Source organism: Anaerolineales bacterium (genome assembly GCA_015075625.1).
GTDB lineage: Bacteria > Chloroflexota > Anaerolineae > Aggregatilineales > UBA2796 > UBA2796.
The window spans coordinates 596,791-615,862 of record JABTTZ010000001.1 but is presented as its reverse complement, the minus strand read 5'-3'; the positions used below and the strand labels follow the sequence as shown (position 1 = coordinate 615,862).

The window sequence follows — 19,072 nt, the reverse complement described above, 5'->3', positions numbered from 1 at the left end:
TCTCTGTGCGCCCTCTTTTGTATTCCTCACCCGCGCAAGACGGCGCGGATGGGCGTCCCGCACACCCCTGCGATCTTCAGTGGCAGGGCGATCAGTTCATAGACCCCCATCGGGACATCGCGCAGCATGATGTTTTCGAGGATCACAATATCGCGCTCGTACATGCGGCGGTGGGTGGGCAGTGTCTTGCTGCTAGGGTGATCCACAGAGGGCGTATCAACCCCCACCAAAAACACCCCCTGATCGGCGGCGTAATCAACAAGTTCGGGCGTTGGGTGAACAAAATCACCATCCCACTGATCATCCGTGAGGACGCTTGCTCGTGTCCGAAAGAGCAGGCGCGGGGCAAGACGAAGATCAATGCCGCTCAGGTCGTCAGGGGTGATCCCGCCGTGCGTGCGCGAAATATGGACGACCTGTGCCGCGCCGAGATAACGCTCTAGGGGAAGCTGATCGGGGTGAATCCCCGCATCGCTGTAGTGGTAGACAGCATCGGCGTGCGTCCCACAGTGGGCGGTCATCGTCAGGGCGAACAGATTCACCGAGTCCCCGTTTGCCAGTGAGAGCATCCGTTGGGCGGAAAAGGGCGTATCGCCGGGAAAAACCGCCAACGTGGGGGAGATGGTGCGGGTAATGTCGTAAAGACGCATAGTGACTTCATCCTTCGCAGGTAATGCGATTGAATTATAGTATATCGGGATGCCTTATCCGCCTGTGGTACACTTCCTCCCTTGCAACGATGGCAGAGCAATGATAGGCAGAGGGAGTTCCTCAAAACGGTATGTGTGGCATTGTCGGCGCGATTGATTTAGAAGGCAAGTCCATCGACCCCGCCTGCCTCAAACGGATGGCAGACGCCATTCGCCACCGCGGACCGGATGGGGAGGGGTTTTACATTTCAGGTGCGGTAGGAATTGGGATGCGCCGCCTGAGCATCATTGATGTGGCGGGCGGCGATCAGCCGATTGCCAATGAAGATACCACCCTTCAGATCGTTTTCAACGGCGAAATCTACAACTACCGCGAACTGCAAACCACCCTTCAGGGGCGGGGACATGCCCTCCGCACCCGCTCCGACACGGAAACGATCCTCCATCTTTATGAAGATCACGATCTGACTCTCTTTGATCACCTGCGTGGGATGTATGCCTTTGCCCTGTGGGATTCCCGACGGGAGCGCCTTCTCTTAGCGGTTGACCACATCGGGATCAAACCCCTTTATGTTGCTCAGGTGGGAAATGTTCTGATCTTCGCCAGCGAGGTGAAGGCGCTCTTTGCCTATGGAGACGACGTTCCCCGCATCCTGAATCTACCCGCCCTCGAAACGTACCTGACCTATGGGTTCATGGTAGGCGACGAGACGCCTTTTGAGGGGATTCGGCGCCTTGACCCCGGAACAGCGCTTGTTGTTGAAAAGGGCGCCGTGCGGACGATTCAGCATTGGGCAATGACCTATCCCGAACAGCCCATGAGCGAGGCAGAGGCGGTGGAGCGCGTGCGGGCAACGCTGCGCGAAGCCGTCTCCATCCACCTGCGAAGCGATGTCCCTTTAGGGTTGTTCCTCAGCGGCGGGGTCGATTCGGCAACCCTGTTGGCGCTCATGGCGGGGGAACTGTCAGGGACGATTGAGACGTTCAGCGTCGGCTACAGTGACGGCGATCACCCCGACGATGAACTGAGCGCTGCCCGTGCCAGCGCCGCCTGTTTCAGCGGCACCCACCATGAACTGACCCTGACGGCGGCGGATTGGTGGGGGCATGTCGAGCGCTATGTCTACGCCCACGACGAGCCGAACGCGAATCCTTCAGCGGTGTCGCTCTTGGCGCTCTCCGAACTGACCGGACGGCATGTGAAGGTTGTCCTGAACGGGATCGGGAGCGACGAACTCTTTGCCGGCTACGCGCTCTACCGCGATCTCCCTCGCGCCCTACGGCAAGCGGCGACGATTCGCCGTCTTCTTCCCGCGCTCTTGCGAAACGCGGCACGGGGAGCGATCCGCTCCGCTGAGGGACTTTACCCATTTCTGAGGCAGGGGCGGTTTGTGGGCGCAGTGCCGAATCTTTTCCCGCCCGCCTATCACCGCCTTGAGCCGGACGAGGTGCATCACTTGTGGCGGACAATGGCGTTTGATGGGACGGTGTTCACCGATGGGCTGCGGCGTTCGCTGCTGTGCCTGCCCGAAGGCGGGCGCGCCTTTAGTGTATTTCAGGCGCTCTTAGCCCGTGCGCCACAAACAATGGCGGAGAACCTGATCCACTGGCTGAAGATGTACCTCTGGCTGCCGGGCAATGGGCTGCTCTCTGCCGATAAAGTCTCTATGGCACACTCGCTGGAAGGGCGCGTCCCCTTCTTTGACCGCATTTTGATGGAACTAGTGGGGACGATTCCCGCCGCCATCCGCCTGAAGGGGAACAAATTTTTACTGCGGGCGGCGATGGATGAAACACTGCCCGCGCCGATTCGGGATCGGGCGAAAAAACCTTTTGGGACGCCCATTCGGGCGTGGTTTGAAGGGGCGCTGCGCGAACGGCTGCGCGAGGTACTCTATGACCCCGCCGCCCGCCAACGCCCCTACCTTGATGGGGTGGTCTACAGGCGGCTGATCGATGGGCATTTCGCCGGACGCACCTCCCAAACGGAGCTTATTTGGCGGTTAGTAACGCTGGAACTATGGGTGCGGGGATTTGGGGTATGACTCACCCCCCGCAGGCATACAAGCCGGGTGTGATTCCCCCGCCCATACCTAACAGGGTTGCCCCGATCCCAATTAAGTTTGGGGTGGTTGTCAGCCCTTCGACACGTTGGCAATTTGCCCCCACCCACGCCATGACGCCCTGATCGCCTTCACCTCCCGCACCCCCCATCGGCATCCCCGACGCTAAGACGTAGCGTAGGTCACCCGCCTTCACCAATGCGGCGATGCTCTCTGCGCTGTGAATCGGGTCACTGCCGGTGAAGCCGCCCAAATACAACACGGGGCGGTGTGTCTCTAGGACAAGCGGTGCGCCCGTCATGGCGCTGCTGACCGCCACGAGGTATTTCGTCTTAGTAGTATGTTCCTCAAGGTAGGCGAGCATTTCGGCGTTTACCTCGCCCATTCTGTCTGAGAAACCACCGCCAGCGGGCAGCCCGCCCGCCGGCAAGGATGGTGGGTTTCCCCCACCAAAGGCAACCATGCTCCCGCCACCGCCTCGCCCGCCCGCATAGGCGCTGGGCAAGACGTTGTTCACTTGGGGATCAAGCGCTGTGAGCGCCCCCCATGCGGTGGGTATGGCAAACACCGCCGCCATGAGCGCGGCAGCAAGCCCCGCCCCGAAGGATGGTCGCCATGCCAGCCACAGCCCGCTTAGGACGAACAAAACGATCACCCCCACAAGACCGATCAGCAGCACAGGCAGGGGCAGCCCATAGCTCATCGCTGCCGCGATTTGGTAGAGCAGTGTTCCCAAACAAAGGGCGATAAGCATCACGGTGAGCCACTGCCGCGTTTGTGCGCGTTCATAAAGGCGACTCAGCCCAATCCCAAGCAGGGCGGCAAGCGCTGGCGAGAGTGTCGCCAAGTAGTAGGCGTGGAAGAACTCTGAGACACTGAAAAAGACGATGCCCGTCACCAGCCAACCGCCCCATAGGATGAGGGCGCGGTGCGTGTTTGTCAGAGGGCGGCGGGGGCGTTCCCCAATCAGCAATAGCAGCCCCAACCCGAACCCAAGCGGCAGCAGCCAACTGATCTCGTTCGCCAATTCGGGCTGAAAGAAGCGCAGCACGCCGGGCGAACCGACCTCACCGCCAAACATGCCGCCCATCCGCCCGCCGCCCCCTAGTGGAGGTACCGGAGCAGCCCCGCCGCTCCCGCCGTTTGGGGGAGGAAACTGCCGGATAGTACCACCGCGTCCCCCCAAATCCATTCCCAAAAGGCGTTGCAAGCCGTTGTAGCCGATGGCTAATTCAAGGGCGCTGTTCGTCTGGCTGCTGCCCACATAGGGACGCTGTGCGGCGGGGGTCAACTCCACAACGATGATCCACGCCAACGAACTGCCCACCAAGACGACGCTGGCAAGGGCAAGCGAAAGCACCTTCCGCCGCACGCCAACGGATGCCCCGCACAGGTATAAACTATAGAGCGCGGGAAGGATCAAATAGGCTTGCAGCATCTTGATATTGAAGCCGATCCCCACCAAAAGCGCCCCAACAAGCAGGGGGCGTAGTTTTCCCGTCTCTGTCGCCCGTAGAAATGCCCACGCCGCAAGGATCAAAGTCAAAATAAGCAGGGAATCCATCGTGTTGTTGCGATCCGCAGCAATCGTCACGGGCATTACGGCGAGGGCAAGGGCGGCAATCAACCCCGCCCTTACCCCAAAGCGCCGCCCCACAATGTGGTAGAGCAGCAGCACCGAGAGGACGCCAGCGACGATCTGCGGCAGCGTCACACTGACACCGCTCACCCCAAAGAGCAGCGCCGAGAACGCCTGAATCCACAACCCTAGCGGTGGTTTGTCGACAGAAACCGATCCGCCCGGTTCGGCAGCGGCGAAGAAGAAATTTGAGGAGGATTGCAGCATACTGGCAACGGCGGCGGTGTAATAGGTGTTCCCGTCGCCCACGCGCTCAATGGCGACGAGGCGCAAAAAGAGGGCGAGAGTCAGAATAACCGTCAGCGCCGCAACGCGCCACAACGGGCGAAAAAAGAGGTAAGTGTGGTATGACTCAGGATGGGTGGTTAAAGACATGAATCAATCTCCTGTGGGGAAGTATCCTGAATCCTCGTGAAGAAGTGATGAAGGTGAGAAGGTGATTGGGTGAAGGGGTAGCCCTACCGCGCCGCGATCCACCACGTCCAACGGCGAATTTCCCATTCGGGCAAGGCGCCCGCCCAGGCAAACTGAATCACCCCTTCTCGGTCAAGGAACACCGTCACGGGGAGCGCCCTTCCCGCACCATAGGCACGGGCAATCGCTCCATCCCGATCCGTGATGATCTCGAAGGTGATTCCCCGTGCGGCAAGCCACGCCTGAAGGTCGGTATGTGTCGCTGTCTCGGCGGTGTTCACCCCAATGACGCGCACGGCTAAATCCTCAAATTGGCGCTGGAGGATGGGCATTTCGACCTCACAGGGGGCGCACCACGTCGCCCAGAAGGTGATGATCGTCGGGTAAGGGGCAAAGGTGACGCCCGGGAGGGGCGGGGGGCGATCCCCCACCCTCAAAGGGAGAGCGATTTCGTCGGTGGGGTAGGGATTCACGGCATAAGAATTATTGACGGAGGGCAGCCCCCTGACAAGCACAAGGCTCACCGCAGCGATCACCAAGATCGCCGCAACCAAAAACCGCAGCCAACGGGCGCCGAGGAAGAACACCGCGAGCGAATTACCCGACGCTCTCTGGGGGTTTTTCGGCTACCTTTGGCGGGGCGGGGGGCTGTGCCTCGGCGTTTCGTGCTGCCTCATCCGTCGTCCCGTTGTGGCGGGTCATCATGAGCGCCAAACCGAACCGCAGCCATGTATCCACCGCCTTCACCACGCGGTCTAGGGTGAGCGAGACCTCTAGCTGTTGATTGGCGGCAAAGGGCTGTAACACATAAGCAGCGGGGTCCATCCGCCCGGGCGGTCTGCCAATGCCAATCCGAAGGCGAGGAAACTCCTGTGTCCCTACATGATCGATGATGCTTTTGATGCCCTTTTGTCCGCCGCTGCCGCCCTTTTCGCGAATACGGATCGTCCCTAGCGGAATGTCCAAATCATCCGAGATCACTAGCAGATTTGCCAGCGGAATCTGGTAAAAATCAATCAGCGGGCGGACGGTTTCGCCACTGAGATTCATGTAGGTTTGCGGCTTGACGAGGATAACTTTCCGTTCGGCAATTAGCCCATCGGCAAGAATGCCCTTTGCCTGTTTTTTGGCAAAGGTGAAGCCATAGGCGGCGGCGAGGGCATCTGCCGCCCGAAAGCCGATATTGTGACGGGTGTTGTCATAGTCCCGTCCGGGGTTGCCCAAGCCAACAATCAGGTAGCAATCTGTCACGCCTGCAAATCCTTATTCATCGCGATCATTTTATTCCTCGCCCCGCCAACGCGCCACCCACTGCCGCCAACGGGGACGCAAACGCCCATAGACAAGGCGATAGAGAAAGCCAATGCCAAAGGCAATCACCGCCAGATAAACGCCCGTACAAAAGGCATTCCGAATAGCATCCACCGCAATGACAAACGAGGACAGCGGGGTTTCGGAGGGGGGCGGCGGGGCGGTGGGAAAAACCGCCAGCGTTGGGCGGGGCGTCCCCGTCGGCGGCTGCTGGATCAGCGGTGTTGGCGAGGGTCCCTCCGTAGGCAGCGGCGTTGCCGGCAGCGTTGTCGCCGCTTGGGGCGGCGTGGGCAGCGGCGTTTGGCTGGCATTTGCTACCAGAACATTCTGGACGGAGGTCTGCACCACGCTCCCATCGCGCAGGATGACCCGGAGGCGAATCTGATATGCGCCGTCGGGGACATTGCGTGTATTCCACTGTGCCAACGCGCCGTTCGTCACCTGTTGGCTGATCTCGGCAATGGGAAACCACAGCTCGTCGGCGCTCTGCATAAGGGCGAAATCAAGCGTGTAGCGCTGAAAGTTGGGGCTTGCCGCCGTGCCATTGATGGTCACCACGCCGAGGACGGTCTCGCCGCTGGCGGGAGCGGTGATCGCTGCTGTCCCCTCGGTTTGTGCGCCTACCCGCTGGCTATTGTTTATGAGTAGGCTGATCAGCAGCAGGGCAACCGGAAGAATGATGCGACGGCTCATCGCCAGGGGTCTTTCTGGGTCATCAGAACGATCTCCACACCGGGGGCGTGTTCCCGAAACCACGCCTTCATCCCGTCCCGCAGGACGATCATCTCGCTGGCGTAATGGGAGGTGGCGATCAGATTAAGGGGAATGGTGGGCAGCAGCGCCCGCATTTTCTCGCGGTACTCGGCACGCCAATCGCCGGGACCAAAGGGAAACCATTCGCCCGTGATGAACGTATCGCAGCCAAGCGCCGCCGCTTCTTGGATGAATTCTGGCGTCCCCCCAAAACCAGCAACAATGGCAACCTTGTGAACAATCTGCCCATTGTGGCGAATATTCCCATAGCGAAGGGTGGGGAGGTCATGCGTTTCCATCAGCTTTTTCGTCAGTTCGTCAAAGCCGCTGCCCCCCCATTTTCCATACACGCCAGACTGCCCACCATGATAGGTGGCGAAACGCCCTAATACCTTGAGTTTAAGAGCATCGGCAATGGCGCCACTGGTGGAGAGTTCGGGGTTGCAATCCAGCGGGGCGTGGCAGACATAACAGGCGATGCGGTGTTCGCGCAGTTCTTCCAACTGCGGCTCGGTGATGTAAACAGCAGAAGGGTACTGGCTTTCTGGATAATCGGCGGCGTGATGAGTGAAGATCAGCGCCCCCGGCGCGCCGCGTTCCACTTCACGGGCAATAATCTGGTCGATCACATCGCGGTTGGGAAAGACAACAAGGTACACACGGTCAATTTCCGGTGTGTTGTTGAGGAAAAGCCCGTTATACGAGATATTGATAAACTCTGGCAGGGCAAAGCGTGCCAAGAGCGCATCATAGCCCGGCGGGGTGGTTGCCACCCGAAAGTTTTCGGGATAGGACGCCACCTTGAAAAAGGTATCCAGTTTTGCGGTGATTGGTTTCAGGGCGATCATGCCCCGCCTCGCTTCTGTTCTGCCTGTCGCGCTTCGCTGAGGACGAATTCTACCACGCCGGAGATCGTTGGGTGAGGGGGTGTTTCCGGCGGGATAGCAAGGGGACGCTGATTCACGACCCGTATCCCCGGCGGATTAGGGAGCAGTTCAAGGTCAAGCTGCCCAATGAGCGGCGCTGTTGTGGGGGCTGTGGGAAGGCACGCCAAACTGACCAAACGCTCCCCCTGTAAGAGGTTGGCGGTCATTTCGGCAGTGCGATCCAAACTTAATAAGAGGTGCAGATCGGTATGCGGGTCAAGGGTGATTGCCACCCGTTCGAGCGCCGCCGCATTGTAAAGCCCGATTTTGACGCCCCCCCGCGTGGCGCTCCCCGCCCATGTGCCGGCGATGAAGGGTGTCATAACGATCTCTTTCATTTTGACGACCATCTCTGGGTAGTGGTAAAGGGCGTCGGCGCGTCCGATGTGAAAGCCATCGTAGCCGAGGGCATCCATTGCCACCAACATGCCACGCCCGCCCGTCACCTCGCAAATCCAGCTTCCCACCGCGCAGGATTGCCCTAGATCAACAAGGATCGTTCGTTCGGTGCGTTGGGTGGTGAGGAAGGTGTGAAGGCTAGGCAGAAGGTCGATTCGCCCGCGCAGGCACGCCGTATAGAGGATTCTAATGCCAGTTGGTTCGCTGATCATAACTCGGTTAGGTTACCTATCCGTGAGAGATCGTACCAAAGCCAGCCGGAGTTGCCATATCAATCTTGATCTAACCCAGTGTCACAACATGGTTGGGCAGGCTAGGACGAGAAGGCGACGGCTTCACGGCGGGTATCGCGGATGAGCAGGTGAAAGGTACTCCCACCCTGTTCGCCAACATCCACCCAAACACGCCCATCGTGCGCCTCGGCAACAAGACGACAAAGGGCTAAGCCCAAGCCCGTCCCTTTTTGCCCTGATTCTTGATTCGGCGCTTGCCCATACTTTTCAAAAATGACTTGGCGGTAAGATTCGGGGACGCCCGGTCCGGCATCGGTGATGCTGAGAACAACCCCCACACGCTGATCGTTTGGATCGGCGGGGGGGAGGGTGTGGGCGGCGAGGGTGATCGTTGATCCGGGTGGACTGAACTTGATCGCGTTGTCATAAAGATTGATCAGCGCCCGCCGCAGCAAGCCGCCATCTGCCGAGAGCGGTGGCACGTTGGCATCCACACACACATCGGCGTTCAGGCGGGCGGCGGTGGTTTTTCCAATGAGCGAATCGACCACCTCTTGCAAGACGGCGCGAACATCCAACAGTGAGGGTTGGATGGGCATCATCCCCGCTTCCAACTTGGTAATCTGCAACAGGTTATCGGCAACGCTCATGATCTGTGCCAGACCACGCCCCGCCTTCCCTAGATAGTTGAGCGCCCGCGCCGGATTCACTTCGTTGTGTTTTTCATCAAGCGCTTCTTGGGCAAAGATCACCCCGTTTAAGACGCTTTGCAGCGGGCTGCGCAAATCGTGAACCAGCATATGGAGCATATCATCGCGTTGGCGTTCCAGCTCGGCTTGGCTGGTTTCGTCGTAAATGACGGTGAGCATTCCACTGCTGGTTGTCGTTTGCCAGGGGATATGCCGGCAGCGCACCATACGGCGCACCTTGCCCTCAAGCTCGAAGCGAACATCCTCATCGGCGGTCATAATTTTTTCGAGGGGCGGCAAAAGCCGAATGCTGCTGCGGCTGAGCGATTCAAGGTATTCGCCCGGCACGCCGAGATACATCGCGGCAGTGGAATTGACAAGGACAATTCGCCACTGCTCATCCCATGCAATCAAGCCATTGTCAGTGGATTCAAAGAGTGCCTCAAAGCGCAGTTTTTCTTGTTCCATCGCTTGGCTAAGGGCGCGGCGCTCGGTGACATCTTGGAGGATCATCCCAAAGTTGATGAACTCGCCATTGGTGGCAAAGATAGGAAAGATGGAGATTTCAACCACCGTCTCCTGGTCATTAACCGGTTTAAGGCGTACTTCGCCCGACCAACCACCCAACTGCATCGCCCATGTCGTAAACTGCTCGTTTGCCTTTGCCCATGCCTCAGGGTCGGCAACAAATTCATTGAATAAGCGCCCACTCAGCGATTCTGGTGAAGTAGCCCCAAACAGTTCGGCGGCGGCGCTGTTGGCATATTCAATGACGCCCTCGCCATCGCGGGTGACAATGCCCACATTCGATTCATTGGCAAGCTGCCGAAACTTCCGAATTTCGTTCAACTGTGCCTGCGTTTGCTCAAAAAGGGAGACGCCATTCAACGCCCCGCTGAGTTGATCGGCCAATAACTTGAGGGTGGAAATATCGTGCGTATCAAAAGCATAGGGGTGGCGGCTCTCGGCAAAAATGACGCCGATCATCTCTCCGCGCTGGCGAAGGGGAACGCACACACCAGATTGCATCCGCGCACCCTGAAAGCGCACCTGATCATTTTCGGCAAGGGCGCGGTTGGGGTAATGGCGGCTGCTTATGCCGTTGACCACAGCGGCAATCAATGTGCCGCTTTCAAGGGCAATGACCTGTTGAACAGGACTCTGCCCAAATTCTTGGCTGGAAAGCAGCAGGTACTCATTCTGCTCGCCCAAAATACCAATTCCCAACAGATCGCAGCCCATCATCTCACGGGCGGCTGTCGTCGTGTGCTGAATCAGCGTTTCCATATCCCGCGCTTCAATGGCATGGGAGGCAATACCCCGGAACATCTCCAACTGCATCACGCGGCGATCTATCTGCGTAAACAAGAGGGCGTTTTCAACCGCCACCGCCAGATGAAACGAGACCGTCTCCAAGACGGCGACATCGCGGCTATCAAAATGGCGCGGCTCAAGGTGGTTCACCATCAGCACGCCAAGGGTTGTCCCCTTGAGGATGAGCGGAAAGACGAGATAGGAACGTGCCTGATTGGTGAGGTTATCAGGGTTAAAGCGGGAATCTTCGATCATATCGGGGATGTTCAACAGCCGTCCGTTGCGGGCGCACCATGCCATCGGGTGGCGGCTGTCAAGGGTGAGCCGCAAGCCGCTTTCCAAGCGTGATTCGTCGGCGTAATAGCCATGCTTGATCAAGATTGTGTCCTCTTGGATCAAGCCGATGGAGGGAAAGTACCCGAAAAGCGTTTTGAGGACATCCACCGCTTCGCGTAGCAAGTCATCCAAGACGAGGATCGTCCCAAGCATCTGGTTGACGGCGCTCAGCGCCATAATTTTGCCAGTGGTCTCGTGGTCTTCCATCCCCGTCCCACCAAGAGCGCGTGCGCCGCCTTGCAAAAAGGTATCGAGGTGCGCCTTGAATGTTTCGACGGGGATATTCAACCAGTCAGCCGCTGCCTCAAGAGAGAGCGCCCCGCGCAGATGATCGAGAATTGCCGCGCTCATTGCGGCGGTATCTGAGGATGAATTGGATGCCAGTACCGACATAGGATCACACTATTGGAAATAAACTGCACGCCCCTGAATCAAGTCAAACCTTATTCTAACGTGATATGTCACAAAATAGATGAAATTGAGTGAAGATTGGTAGTTTTATGAATATTGTGAAGTGTACGCCGGAGCGTGACGGCGGGCAACAGAGATTCGGGGGAATTGCTCATACCCTGTGTGGTCGCCCGCCGCGAAAGCAGCGGGCTAGGAGTAACCACCCCTTCGGGGCTTGCCCCCACCCCCTAACACAGAGAGGAACTCTCGCCCTCTTTCCCTGCAAGGAGGGAAAGGCAACTGCTGCGCAGTAACCGGGGGGGATAGGGGTTCTGAACCAAACCCGTCACCATACACAGCCAAGTGGGTCACATTTGCGTTTACCCCTTCTTGGCAGATATTCCTTTTTCTAGCTGCGGACACGCCTTTTGTCCCTGCGCTTTACCCCACCGCCTTACCGCCGAAACCCAACTGTTTCCCTACCTCCCACGGAAAAGTTCACCCTTGCATCCTGTGGGGGCGTGATGTATCATCAGCCCATGTAAGGGCTCGTGGTGTAGTGGTTAACACGTCGGCCTGTCAAGCCGAAGATCGCGGGTTCGAGACCCGTCGAGCCCGACTATAGCAATAACGCATTGCCTGTCGGTCAACGTCCACAACATGGTTTGTGGACGTTTTGTTTTCCCCCACAAAGCCCACCGTATAGAATAGACCTTCATTCCAAGAGGTTGGGAGGGGCAGCGCCGTTTACAAGGACAATTCCCTTCCCCACCTCTGTAGAGACACCTCCCCTTTCGCGAAACATAACGGATCGAAACACGTACTTGGAGGGAGAGACTTATCCTCAAAAGGATGTTGCCCATGAAACGCATTGCCCACCTCGTGTTTGTCGTGGCGCTTATCTGCGCCCTCGCCTTCACCGCCCTGCCTACACCCGCCCGTGCCGAAACAAACACTGTCGCCATCGATCAGGCGGTTAACGCCCTGATGGAGCGCTATCGCGTGCCGGGGTTGGGTATGGCGCTGCTCAAGGATGGCGAGGTCGTTTACGTACAAGGCTACGGCTATCGTGATGCCGCCGCGAAAGCCCCGGTGACGGCGGAAACAGTCTTTGGAATCGGTTCGGTCTCCAAATCGTTCACGGCGATGGGGATCATGCAGTTGGTTGATCAGGGAAAACTCGATCTCGATGCGCCAGTGACCACCTACTTGCCCAATTTCGCCCTTGCCAACCCAGAGTACACCCCACTGCTGACGACGCGCCACCTCATCAGCCACACCAGCGGGCTGCCCCGCGCCGATGAACAGTGGATCAACAGCGTCCCCGCCACCCGCCAAGCCGCCGTCGCTGCCATGAAGGAAATCACCCCAACGGCAAAACCGGGTGAGGTGTGGCAATATTGCAACCAGAATCATGTTGCGGCGGGGTTCATCCTCGAAAGGATTACCGGCATGGCGTGGGAAGATTACACACGCAAGGCGATCTTTGCCCCGCTTGGTATGAATACCGCGTCGTTCGGGATCACCACGATTGATCACACGCCGAATTACGCCATACCCTACAATCCCGATGTGATGAACGATTTCGCCCCCATCCCGCTGACAATGGAGGGTTACGAGGCATTGAAACCGATGGGGCCAGCGGGATCAATTACTGCCAGCGCTACCGATATGGCTGCCTATGCTCGCGCCCTTTTGGGGAAGGGGACGCCCATCCTCAGCGAGGAATCACGGCTGCTGATGGAAACCCCTGTGATCGGGCTTGCCGGACGCCCCGAAGGGGATGGGGTGATCGCCGTCTCCCTTTCTACCGATATTGGCTATGGCTTCGCGCTGCTGACGGAAACCTACCGAGACTACCACATTGTTCAGCATGGCGGGTCGGTAGAAGGCTACACGGCGAGCATGTCGCTTGTCCCTTCAGAAGGGGTGGCGGTTGTCTTGCTGACGAATATGAGCAGCACGACGGCGTTTCTTGAAACAACACGGCTCACGCTGCTGGAGATGCTGCTTGGTTTGACGCCAACGGCTGACCTTGCCGCGCAAGTCGAAAAGCGCTATCAGCTTGACCTTGCGACAGCGGCGGCACAGATTGCTGCCGCCCGTGCCTATACCCCCGCCCCCGACGAGTTGGCATTTTATGTGGGGGATTACGATGGGGTGACCGGAAAATTCACGATCACCTTAGAGGGTAAGGCGCTCATGCTAAACATCACTCAGCCCGTGACGCTCTCGCTGCGTTTGTACCCTTTTGCCAAAGATGAATTTCTCGTCAACGAAACGCCGGGGACAACATTCAACTTCAGCGTTGGCGCGGATGGCGTTTTGCGCATCATGCAGAGCGGGGTAGAGGTTGCCCGCCGCCTTCAGTCAAACGCGCCCGCCGACAGCACCTACAGCGATCCTGACGGGCGCTTCAGCTTCACCGTTCGGGCCGATTTGACGGTGGTACAAAAAGACGATCATGCTCTGATCACCACCCCCGACAGCGCGGCGACGTTCACCCTCGGCACGCTTGAAATGTCCGGGGACGATCTGGGCGTAGCGGTGAAGGCAGTGAAAGATCGCTTTGCCAGCGCGATCAGCAGCGACCCTGTTGATAAACGTGACATTCCAATAAACGGGACGACATGGACGCAGTTCGTCTATGTAGGCGCAGATGGGGCGCTGTTCGTTGTGGAGGCGCTGCCCAAAGAAGGGACGCTTTATTACATTGCCATCGCCGGCAGCCAAGCGGGAATCACAACCTATACCTCGGCGCTGAACACAATGCTGCTCAGCTTTAAGCTGAACTAGCCCGTTCACTTTTGTAGGGACGCCCCCCGTTGGGGCTTAAAATAGCGGATTGATCCCTTCGCTCCACACGGAGAGGGGGTTAGGGAATTGCCTTTCCCTGTTTTCAGCCCCGCCCTAAAGGGTGGGGTGATCAGCCCTTGACTCCCTCCCCCATTCGCTATATGATGAACGTCACAACCAAATAGCCCAACGGCTGCCAGAACACACCACGCCCGGATGCGTGTTGTGAGAGGTGAACGCCTCTGGGGGAAGCCCGGTGAAAGTCCGGCACTGTACCCGCAACGGTAACTGCGCTCTACCGCAGAAGTCCGACTACCCGCTGACCGCCGTCGTTCGTATCTTTTCGTGGTCAAACGGAGCGAGCGGAATGTCTACCGGAACAAGAATACCTCTTTCCCCGGCATTTCTACACCATCCTAAACCCGCCACTCGGCGGTTTTTTGTTTCCCGCGCCGCTGCCGCGAGTTCGCCTGCTTTCGTGTCCCTTTTCACCATCCGTCAGGAGTCACTTACGGCAATGGCTAAACGACGTGTCCTTCTTTTCCTCATTTTGGCTGCGCTCACCCTCAGCCCCATCATTCCCGCCCTCCATACCAGCCGCGCACAGGGGGAAAACCCCACCGAGTGCCTCACCAGCTACGATGCGGCGGTAGATTACTTCCCCGAAAAAGCTACCGTTGAGTATGCGACGGGCTTCAGCGTTGAATACGCCAACAGCTACAAACTCGTCACCGTGAGCAAGCCCTGGCAAGGCGCAGAGAGCGCCTTCCGCTATGCCCTTCTCCAGTGTGGTGCGCCCGCCCCCACCGATCTGCCAGAGGGGACGACCATCATCGAAGTTCCGATAAAGCGCCTTATCAGTATGTCCAGCACGTACCTCCCACCGCTTGTCGATTTGGGCGTCGTGGAGACCCTCGTTGGCGTGGACAGCCTCGCCTTTGCTTACGCCCCAGAGGTGATTGCCGCTGGCAAGGCGGGAACGATCACCGAAGTCGGCAGCGGACCGACCCTTGATCTGGAAAAAATTGCCGTTCTCGATCCCGATGTGATCATGACTTTTGGCAGCGGCTCGGCGGACTATGATTCGCATCCTAAGCTGATTCAGGCGGGCTTTCCCACCGTCCTCAACGGCGATTTCATCGAACCAACCCCTTTAGGGCGTGCCGAATGGATCAAATTCATCGCCCTATTCTATAACCAAGAAGGCGCAGCAGCAGCCTACTTTGATGACGTGGCAACAGAGTACAACCGCCTGAAGGTGCTTGCCGAGGGTGCGGCGGAAAAGCCGCTTGTCCTCTTTAACACGCCCTATGAGGGGACATGGTACATCCCCGGTGGGGCAAGCTTCACAAACACCCTCTTGGAGGATGCCGGTGGGCGCTCTCCCTGGGCAGATGACGCCACCACAGGGACATTGTTTCTGAGCCTTGAGGTTGTCTTTGAGAAAGCAGCAAACGCCGATGTGTGGCTGAATCCGGGCTTTGTGTTCTCCCTTCAAGACATTACGGCGGTGGATTCCCGCTTGGCGGAATTCGCCCCCTTTGCCAGTGGGAAGGCCTATAACTACACGGGACGCACGGGCGAAAACGGCGCAATTGATTTCTTCGAGAGCGGCGTTACCCGTCCAGACTTGATCTTGGCGGATTGGATCAGCATTCTTCATCCCGACCTGCTGCCCGATCACACCCTGTACTACTACGTCCAGTTGAAGTAGCACGCTCACACCTTTCGATGGATACGATGGGACGTTCACGCTTTTCCTTCACACTGCTGTTCTTGCTCGCCGTTCTGATCGGGATGGTGGGCGTGGCGCTGGCGGTGGGGTCGGTGAATGTCCCGCTCAGCGATGTGATTGTCGCGCTGACGGGCGGCGCCCCCTCAAAGCCCGTCTACGCGACGATCATCGTCCAGTTTCGCCTTCCCCGCGTCCTGACCGCACTTTTGGCGGGGGCGGGGTTGGCGTGTGCGGGCATCCAGATGCAAACCCTCTTTCGCAACCCCCTTGCCGATCCCTACGTGTTGGGAATCAGTTCGGGGGCAAGTTTGGGGGTGGCGCTCGTCGTCTTGGCTGCGGGCGGCATTGGCGGGGCGGCGCTCATTGCGGGTCTGGGGTGGTTAGGCGATCTCGGTTTGGCGGCGGCAGCCAGCCTCGGTGCGGGCGGGGCGCTGCTGATTGTTGTGGCAGCGTCGGGGCGCTTGCGGAGCGTCGCCGCGCTGCTCGTTTTGGGGCTGATGTTCAGCGCCTTCGTTGGCGCTATCGTCAGCCTTCTCATGTATTTCAGCGCGGCGGAGCGCGTGCAAGCGTTCATTCGCTGGTCGTTTGGCAGCTTTGGGGGTGTGGCGTGGCGGCAGATGGCGATCTTCGCGCCAGTTACCCTGGTTGGCATTGCCCTTGCCCAAGCCCTTGTCAAGCCGCTGAACGCCCTCTTGTTGGGGGAAACCTACGCCCAGAGCATGGGGCTGAATCTAAAGCGGGCGCGGTTGGCGGTTATCCTCAGCGCGGCAATCTTGGCGGGGGCGGTCACTGCCTTTTGCGGACCGATTGGCTTTTTGGGGATCGCCGTGCCGCACCTCTGCCGGATGCTTTTTCGCACCTCCGATCATCGCCATTTGCTGCCCACCTGTGCGCTGATCGGGGCGATGGTGGCGATCCTTGCCGATCTGATCGCCCAGATGCCCGGCGGGGAAGTCGTCCTGCCGCTGAACGCGGTGACGGCGGTCATCGGCGCTCCCATTGTGATCGCCATCATCTGGCGCGGGTGGGAACGCCACCGCCTAGAGATGTGAACGGCGGACGGGCGCAACCGGACGCCCCATGGGGCGTCCCTACAGGGGTGCGGGGATGTATGTCGGAATACAAAGGAAGCCAGATCGTGATGACCACCAATCCAAACACAGCCCTTCTTGCCGCCGCCGATCTCGCCATTGGCTACCCTCGCCCTCGGGGAAGCGCCTCTCGCCTTGCCGAAGGAATCAGCCTCGATCTTCAGGCGGGGGAACTCGTCTGCCTGATCGGGACGAACGGCGCGGGAAAATCCACTCTCCTGCGGACATTGGCGGGCTTGCAAGCGCCTTTAGGTGGGCGGGTGAGCCTCAATGGACGCGATCTGCACCGCCTGACGCCCACCGAACGGGCGCGGGGCATCGCCATTGTCCTCACCGAGCGGGTCGATACCGGGCTGCTCTCCGCTTATGGCGTCGTGGCGTTGGGGCGTCATCCCCATAATGATTGGCGCGGGTCGCTCACGGCGCGGGATCATGCGGTGATCCGTGAGTCGCTTGCGGCGGTGGGCGCTGAGGGTTTGGCGCACCGCCCCCTCAGCGAATTAAGCGACGGCGAACGGCAAAAAGTGTTGATTGCCCGTGCTTTGGCGCAAGAGGGCGATGTGCTGATCCTTGATGAGCCAACGGCGTTCCTCGATCTGCCCCGTCGGGCGGAGATTATGGCGCTGCTGGGGCGTTTGGCACGGCAGACGGGGCGGGCGGTTTTGCTCTCCTCCCACGATCTCGATCTCGCCCTGCAAACGGCGGATCGGCTCTGGCTTTTGGAGGAGGGCGGGCGCTTTCAGGCTGGCGCCCCGGAAGATCTTGTATTAAATGGGCAGTTGGGACGTGCCTTTCGCAGTGAGGGTATCCGCTTTAATATTGCGGCAGGGGGGTTTGCCCTCAGCCGAACACCCATTGGAGCGCTGGCGCTTGTTGGTGAGGATGATTCGCCCATTTTGCTTTGGACAAAACGGGCGTTGGCGCGGGCGGGCTATGCCTTATGCCCCCCTACCGAGGGGCTGCCACGAATTACTATTCACCAAGATCGGTGGGAAATCGCTCAGGGAAATCATAGACACCTTGTTGAATCCGTGTATGATCTGATTCAGACTCTCCGCACCGTTGATGTAACAGATTCAATCGGGGAGCGTACAGCCTACCCATCAGTCGAGAGAATTGACGCCTCATGCCCAATGCCAACCGCATTCTTCTGACCGCCCAACCAGAATCGCTGCGCTATGCCCTCCACGAGCTCCGGCGCATCGCCCCCAACGCCCACCCCGAAACTGGACGTGCCGATCTCGCCCCCGGTGTGATCGTTGTCGATATGGGAGCGGTCTCTTTTGCCACCCTTACCAAAACATGGAGCGTCACCCCGCCCATCTTCCCGCGCCACATCGTCCCTGTTGATCTCCAATTTTCCGTCAATGGGCGGATGGCAGATATAGCGACGATTCGCGGCGGAATTACATCCCTCATCCCTCACATCATGGTTGAAACGCCTGTCTCCGTCCAAACGCGGGTCTTTGGTGAGGGGTTGCCTTACGCCCCCTTTGATATCAACAATGCCCTTGCCGATATAATTCGGGCGGAACGCGGGGCGGCCATTGACGTGCGCAACCCCGATCAAATTCTTTCCGTCGCCGTTGCCGGTGTACCCGGACAATTCAGCGCGTGGGTGGGTCTATCCCGTGCGACGGAGAACCTTTCCGATTGGGCGGGGGGGATGCGGCGTTTCTCCCGCGAAGCCGGACAGATCAGCCGCGCCGAATTCAAGCTCTTGGAAGCCTGCAAAATCTTTGGGATTGCCCCTCAAGCACGGGGACTTGCCCTTGATCTTGGGGCAGCACCGGGTGGCTGGACGCGCATTTTGCGCACGGCGGGAATGTACGTTACGGCGGTTGATCCGGCGGATATGCACCCTTCCTTCAAGACAGATCGGGATACGCGCCACCTGCGGATGACGACTCAGGCATACCTTCAGCGCGAGGGAGACACCTACGATTGGATCGTCAACGATATGCGGATGGATGCTATGGACTCGGCAAACCTGATGGTCGCCCTTGCTCCCCAACTCCGGCATGAAGGGGTGGCGTTGATGACGCTCAAACTTCCCGAAGATGACCGCATCGAAGACCTGATCAGCGCCGCCTTCAAACACTTGGAACAGGTCTATGTGATCCGAGGAGCGCGGCAGCTTTTTCACAACCGCAGCGAGATCACCGTGTGGTTGGGGCGGCGCTAGGATCCCGCACCTGCGCAACCTCATCCCCTCTCCGTGGGGGCGACCCCGCGTGGTCGCCCCCACCCCTTGCTGATTATGTTCCCCTGCTGGTATAGTCGTTTCACAATTTCGCGGGATTTCTCCGCCCGGCACACACCTGCCGAACACA

Annotated in this window: 14 protein-coding genes, 1 tRNA gene and 1 riboswitch; of the genes, 7 read left to right on the top strand and 8 right to left on the bottom strand. The window is 58.9% G+C overall.

Translation table 11 applies throughout. The annotated features are described in order from the left end of the window. Window positions 1-26 precede the first annotated feature (26 nt). Window positions 27-650: a cyclase family protein gene (locus tag HS103_02640; GenBank protein ID MBE7511700.1), complete on the bottom strand. Its 624-nt coding sequence runs from the start codon at window positions 648-650 to the stop codon at window positions 27-29. A gap of 131 nt (window positions 651-781) precedes the next feature. Between HS103_02640 and asnB the strand changes: the two genes are divergently transcribed. Further along, complete coding sequence (gene asnB / locus HS103_02635; protein MBE7511699.1) at window positions 782-2,695, top strand: asparagine synthase (glutamine-hydrolyzing); 1,914 nt, start codon at window positions 782-784, stop codon at window positions 2,693-2,695. 1 nt (window position 2,696) lies between these two features. Here asnB and HS103_02630 read toward each other — a convergent pair whose 3' ends face one another. From HS103_02630 to HS103_02600, 7 genes are all read right to left on the bottom strand, one after another. After that, a complete protein-coding gene (locus HS103_02630) occupies window positions 2,697-4,727 on the bottom strand; it encodes a glycosyltransferase family 39 protein (protein MBE7511698.1) in 2,031 nt (676 codons plus the stop codon). 83 nt (window positions 4,728-4,810) lie between these two features. Beyond that, a complete protein-coding gene (locus tag HS103_02625) occupies window positions 4,811-5,353 on the bottom strand; it encodes a TlpA family protein disulfide reductase (protein ID MBE7511697.1) in 543 nt (180 codons plus the stop codon). Window positions 5,354-5,363: 10 nt separating this feature from the next. Then, window positions 5,364-6,002 carry an aminoacyl-tRNA hydrolase gene (locus HS103_02620; GenBank protein MBE7511696.1) on the bottom strand — a complete coding sequence of 213 codons (639 nt, stop codon included), beginning with the start codon at window positions 6,000-6,002 and terminating at the stop codon, window positions 5,364-5,366. A gap of 45 nt (window positions 6,003-6,047) precedes the next feature. Further along, window positions 6,048-6,770 carry a hypothetical protein gene (locus HS103_02615; GenBank protein ID MBE7511695.1) on the bottom strand — a complete coding sequence of 241 codons (723 nt, stop codon included), beginning with the start codon at window positions 6,768-6,770 and terminating at the stop codon, window positions 6,048-6,050. Beyond that, window positions 6,767-7,678, bottom strand: a complete 912-nt coding sequence (locus HS103_02610) for a Nif3-like dinuclear metal center hexameric protein (GenBank protein ID MBE7511694.1) — start codon at window positions 7,676-7,678, stop codon at window positions 6,767-6,769. Before HS103_02610 ends, HS103_02615 begins: the two co-directional genes overlap by 4 nt. Continuing rightward, entirely contained in the window at window positions 7,675-8,367 is a 693-nt protein-coding gene (locus HS103_02605; protein MBE7511693.1) for a hypothetical protein, read from the bottom strand. The genes HS103_02610 and HS103_02605 overlap by 4 nt, the downstream gene beginning before the upstream one ends. Before the next feature lie 101 nt (window positions 8,368-8,468). Beyond that, on the bottom strand, window positions 8,469-11,120 hold the full coding sequence (locus HS103_02600; protein ID MBE7511692.1) for a GAF domain-containing protein: 2,652 nt from the start codon (window positions 11,118-11,120) through the stop codon (window positions 8,469-8,471). A gap of 542 nt (window positions 11,121-11,662) precedes the next feature. Between HS103_02600 and HS103_02595 the strand changes: the two genes are divergently transcribed. The 6 genes from HS103_02595 (at window position 11,663) to HS103_02570 (ending at window position 18,924) form a co-directional block, all read left to right on the top strand. Continuing rightward, window positions 11,663-11,735 (top strand) — tRNA-Asp (locus tag HS103_02595). 243 nt (window positions 11,736-11,978) lie between these two features. Next, window positions 11,979-13,913: a serine hydrolase gene (locus HS103_02590; GenBank protein MBE7511691.1), complete on the top strand. Its 1,935-nt coding sequence runs from the start codon at window positions 11,979-11,981 to the stop codon at window positions 13,911-13,913. A gap of 203 nt (window positions 13,914-14,116) precedes the next feature. Beyond that, window positions 14,117-14,252: riboswitch (cobalamin riboswitch) on the top strand. 178 nt (window positions 14,253-14,430) lie between these two features. Next, complete coding sequence (locus HS103_02585) at window positions 14,431-15,627, top strand: ABC transporter substrate-binding protein (GenBank protein MBE7511690.1); 1,197 nt, start codon at window positions 14,431-14,433, stop codon at window positions 15,625-15,627. 17 nt (window positions 15,628-15,644) lie between these two features. Then, window positions 15,645-16,700 carry an iron ABC transporter permease gene (locus tag HS103_02580; protein ID MBE7511689.1) on the top strand — a complete coding sequence of 352 codons (1,056 nt, stop codon included), beginning with the start codon at window positions 15,645-15,647 and terminating at the stop codon, window positions 16,698-16,700. 89 nt (window positions 16,701-16,789) lie between these two features. Beyond that, entirely contained in the window at window positions 16,790-17,893 is a 1,104-nt protein-coding gene (locus tag HS103_02575; GenBank protein ID MBE7511688.1) for an ABC transporter ATP-binding protein, read from the top strand. Continuing rightward, window positions 17,866-18,924, top strand: a complete 1,059-nt coding sequence (locus tag HS103_02570) for a 50S rRNA methyltransferase (protein MBE7511687.1) — start codon at window positions 17,866-17,868, stop codon at window positions 18,922-18,924. The genes HS103_02575 and HS103_02570 overlap by 28 nt, the downstream gene beginning before the upstream one ends. Window positions 18,925-19,072 lie beyond the last annotated feature (148 nt).

Bases quoted from the DNA above. Each gene is read 5' to 3' on its own strand.
- HS103_02580 (MBE7511689.1), top strand. From the start codon at position 15,645: ATGGATACGATGGGACGTTCACGCTTTTCCTTCACACTGCTGTTCTTG.
- HS103_02605 (MBE7511693.1), bottom strand. From the start codon at position 8,367: ATGATCAGCGAACCAACTGGCATTAGAATCCTCTATACGGCGTGCCTG.
- HS103_02585 (MBE7511690.1), top strand. From the start codon at position 14,431: ATGGCTAAACGACGTGTCCTTCTTTTCCTCATTTTGGCTGCGCTCACC.
- HS103_02630 (MBE7511698.1), bottom strand. From the start codon at position 4,727: ATGTCTTTAACCACCCATCCTGAGTCATACCACACTTACCTCTTTTTT.
- HS103_02600 (MBE7511692.1), bottom strand. From the start codon at position 11,120: ATGTCGGTACTGGCATCCAATTCATCCTCAGATACCGCCGCAATGAGC.
- HS103_02575 (MBE7511688.1), top strand. From the start codon at position 16,790: ATGACCACCAATCCAAACACAGCCCTTCTTGCCGCCGCCGATCTCGCC.
- asnB (MBE7511699.1), top strand. From the start codon at position 782: ATGTGTGGCATTGTCGGCGCGATTGATTTAGAAGGCAAGTCCATCGAC.
- HS103_02590 (MBE7511691.1), top strand. From the start codon at position 11,979: ATGAAACGCATTGCCCACCTCGTGTTTGTCGTGGCGCTTATCTGCGCC.
- HS103_02610 (MBE7511694.1), bottom strand. From the start codon at position 7,678: ATGATCGCCCTGAAACCAATCACCGCAAAACTGGATACCTTTTTCAAG.
- HS103_02615 (MBE7511695.1), bottom strand. From the start codon at position 6,770: ATGAGCCGTCGCATCATTCTTCCGGTTGCCCTGCTGCTGATCAGCCTA.
- HS103_02570 (MBE7511687.1), top strand. From the start codon at position 17,866: ATGCCCAATGCCAACCGCATTCTTCTGACCGCCCAACCAGAATCGCTG.
- HS103_02640 (MBE7511700.1), bottom strand. From the start codon at position 650: ATGCGTCTTTACGACATTACCCGCACCATCTCCCCCACGTTGGCGGTT.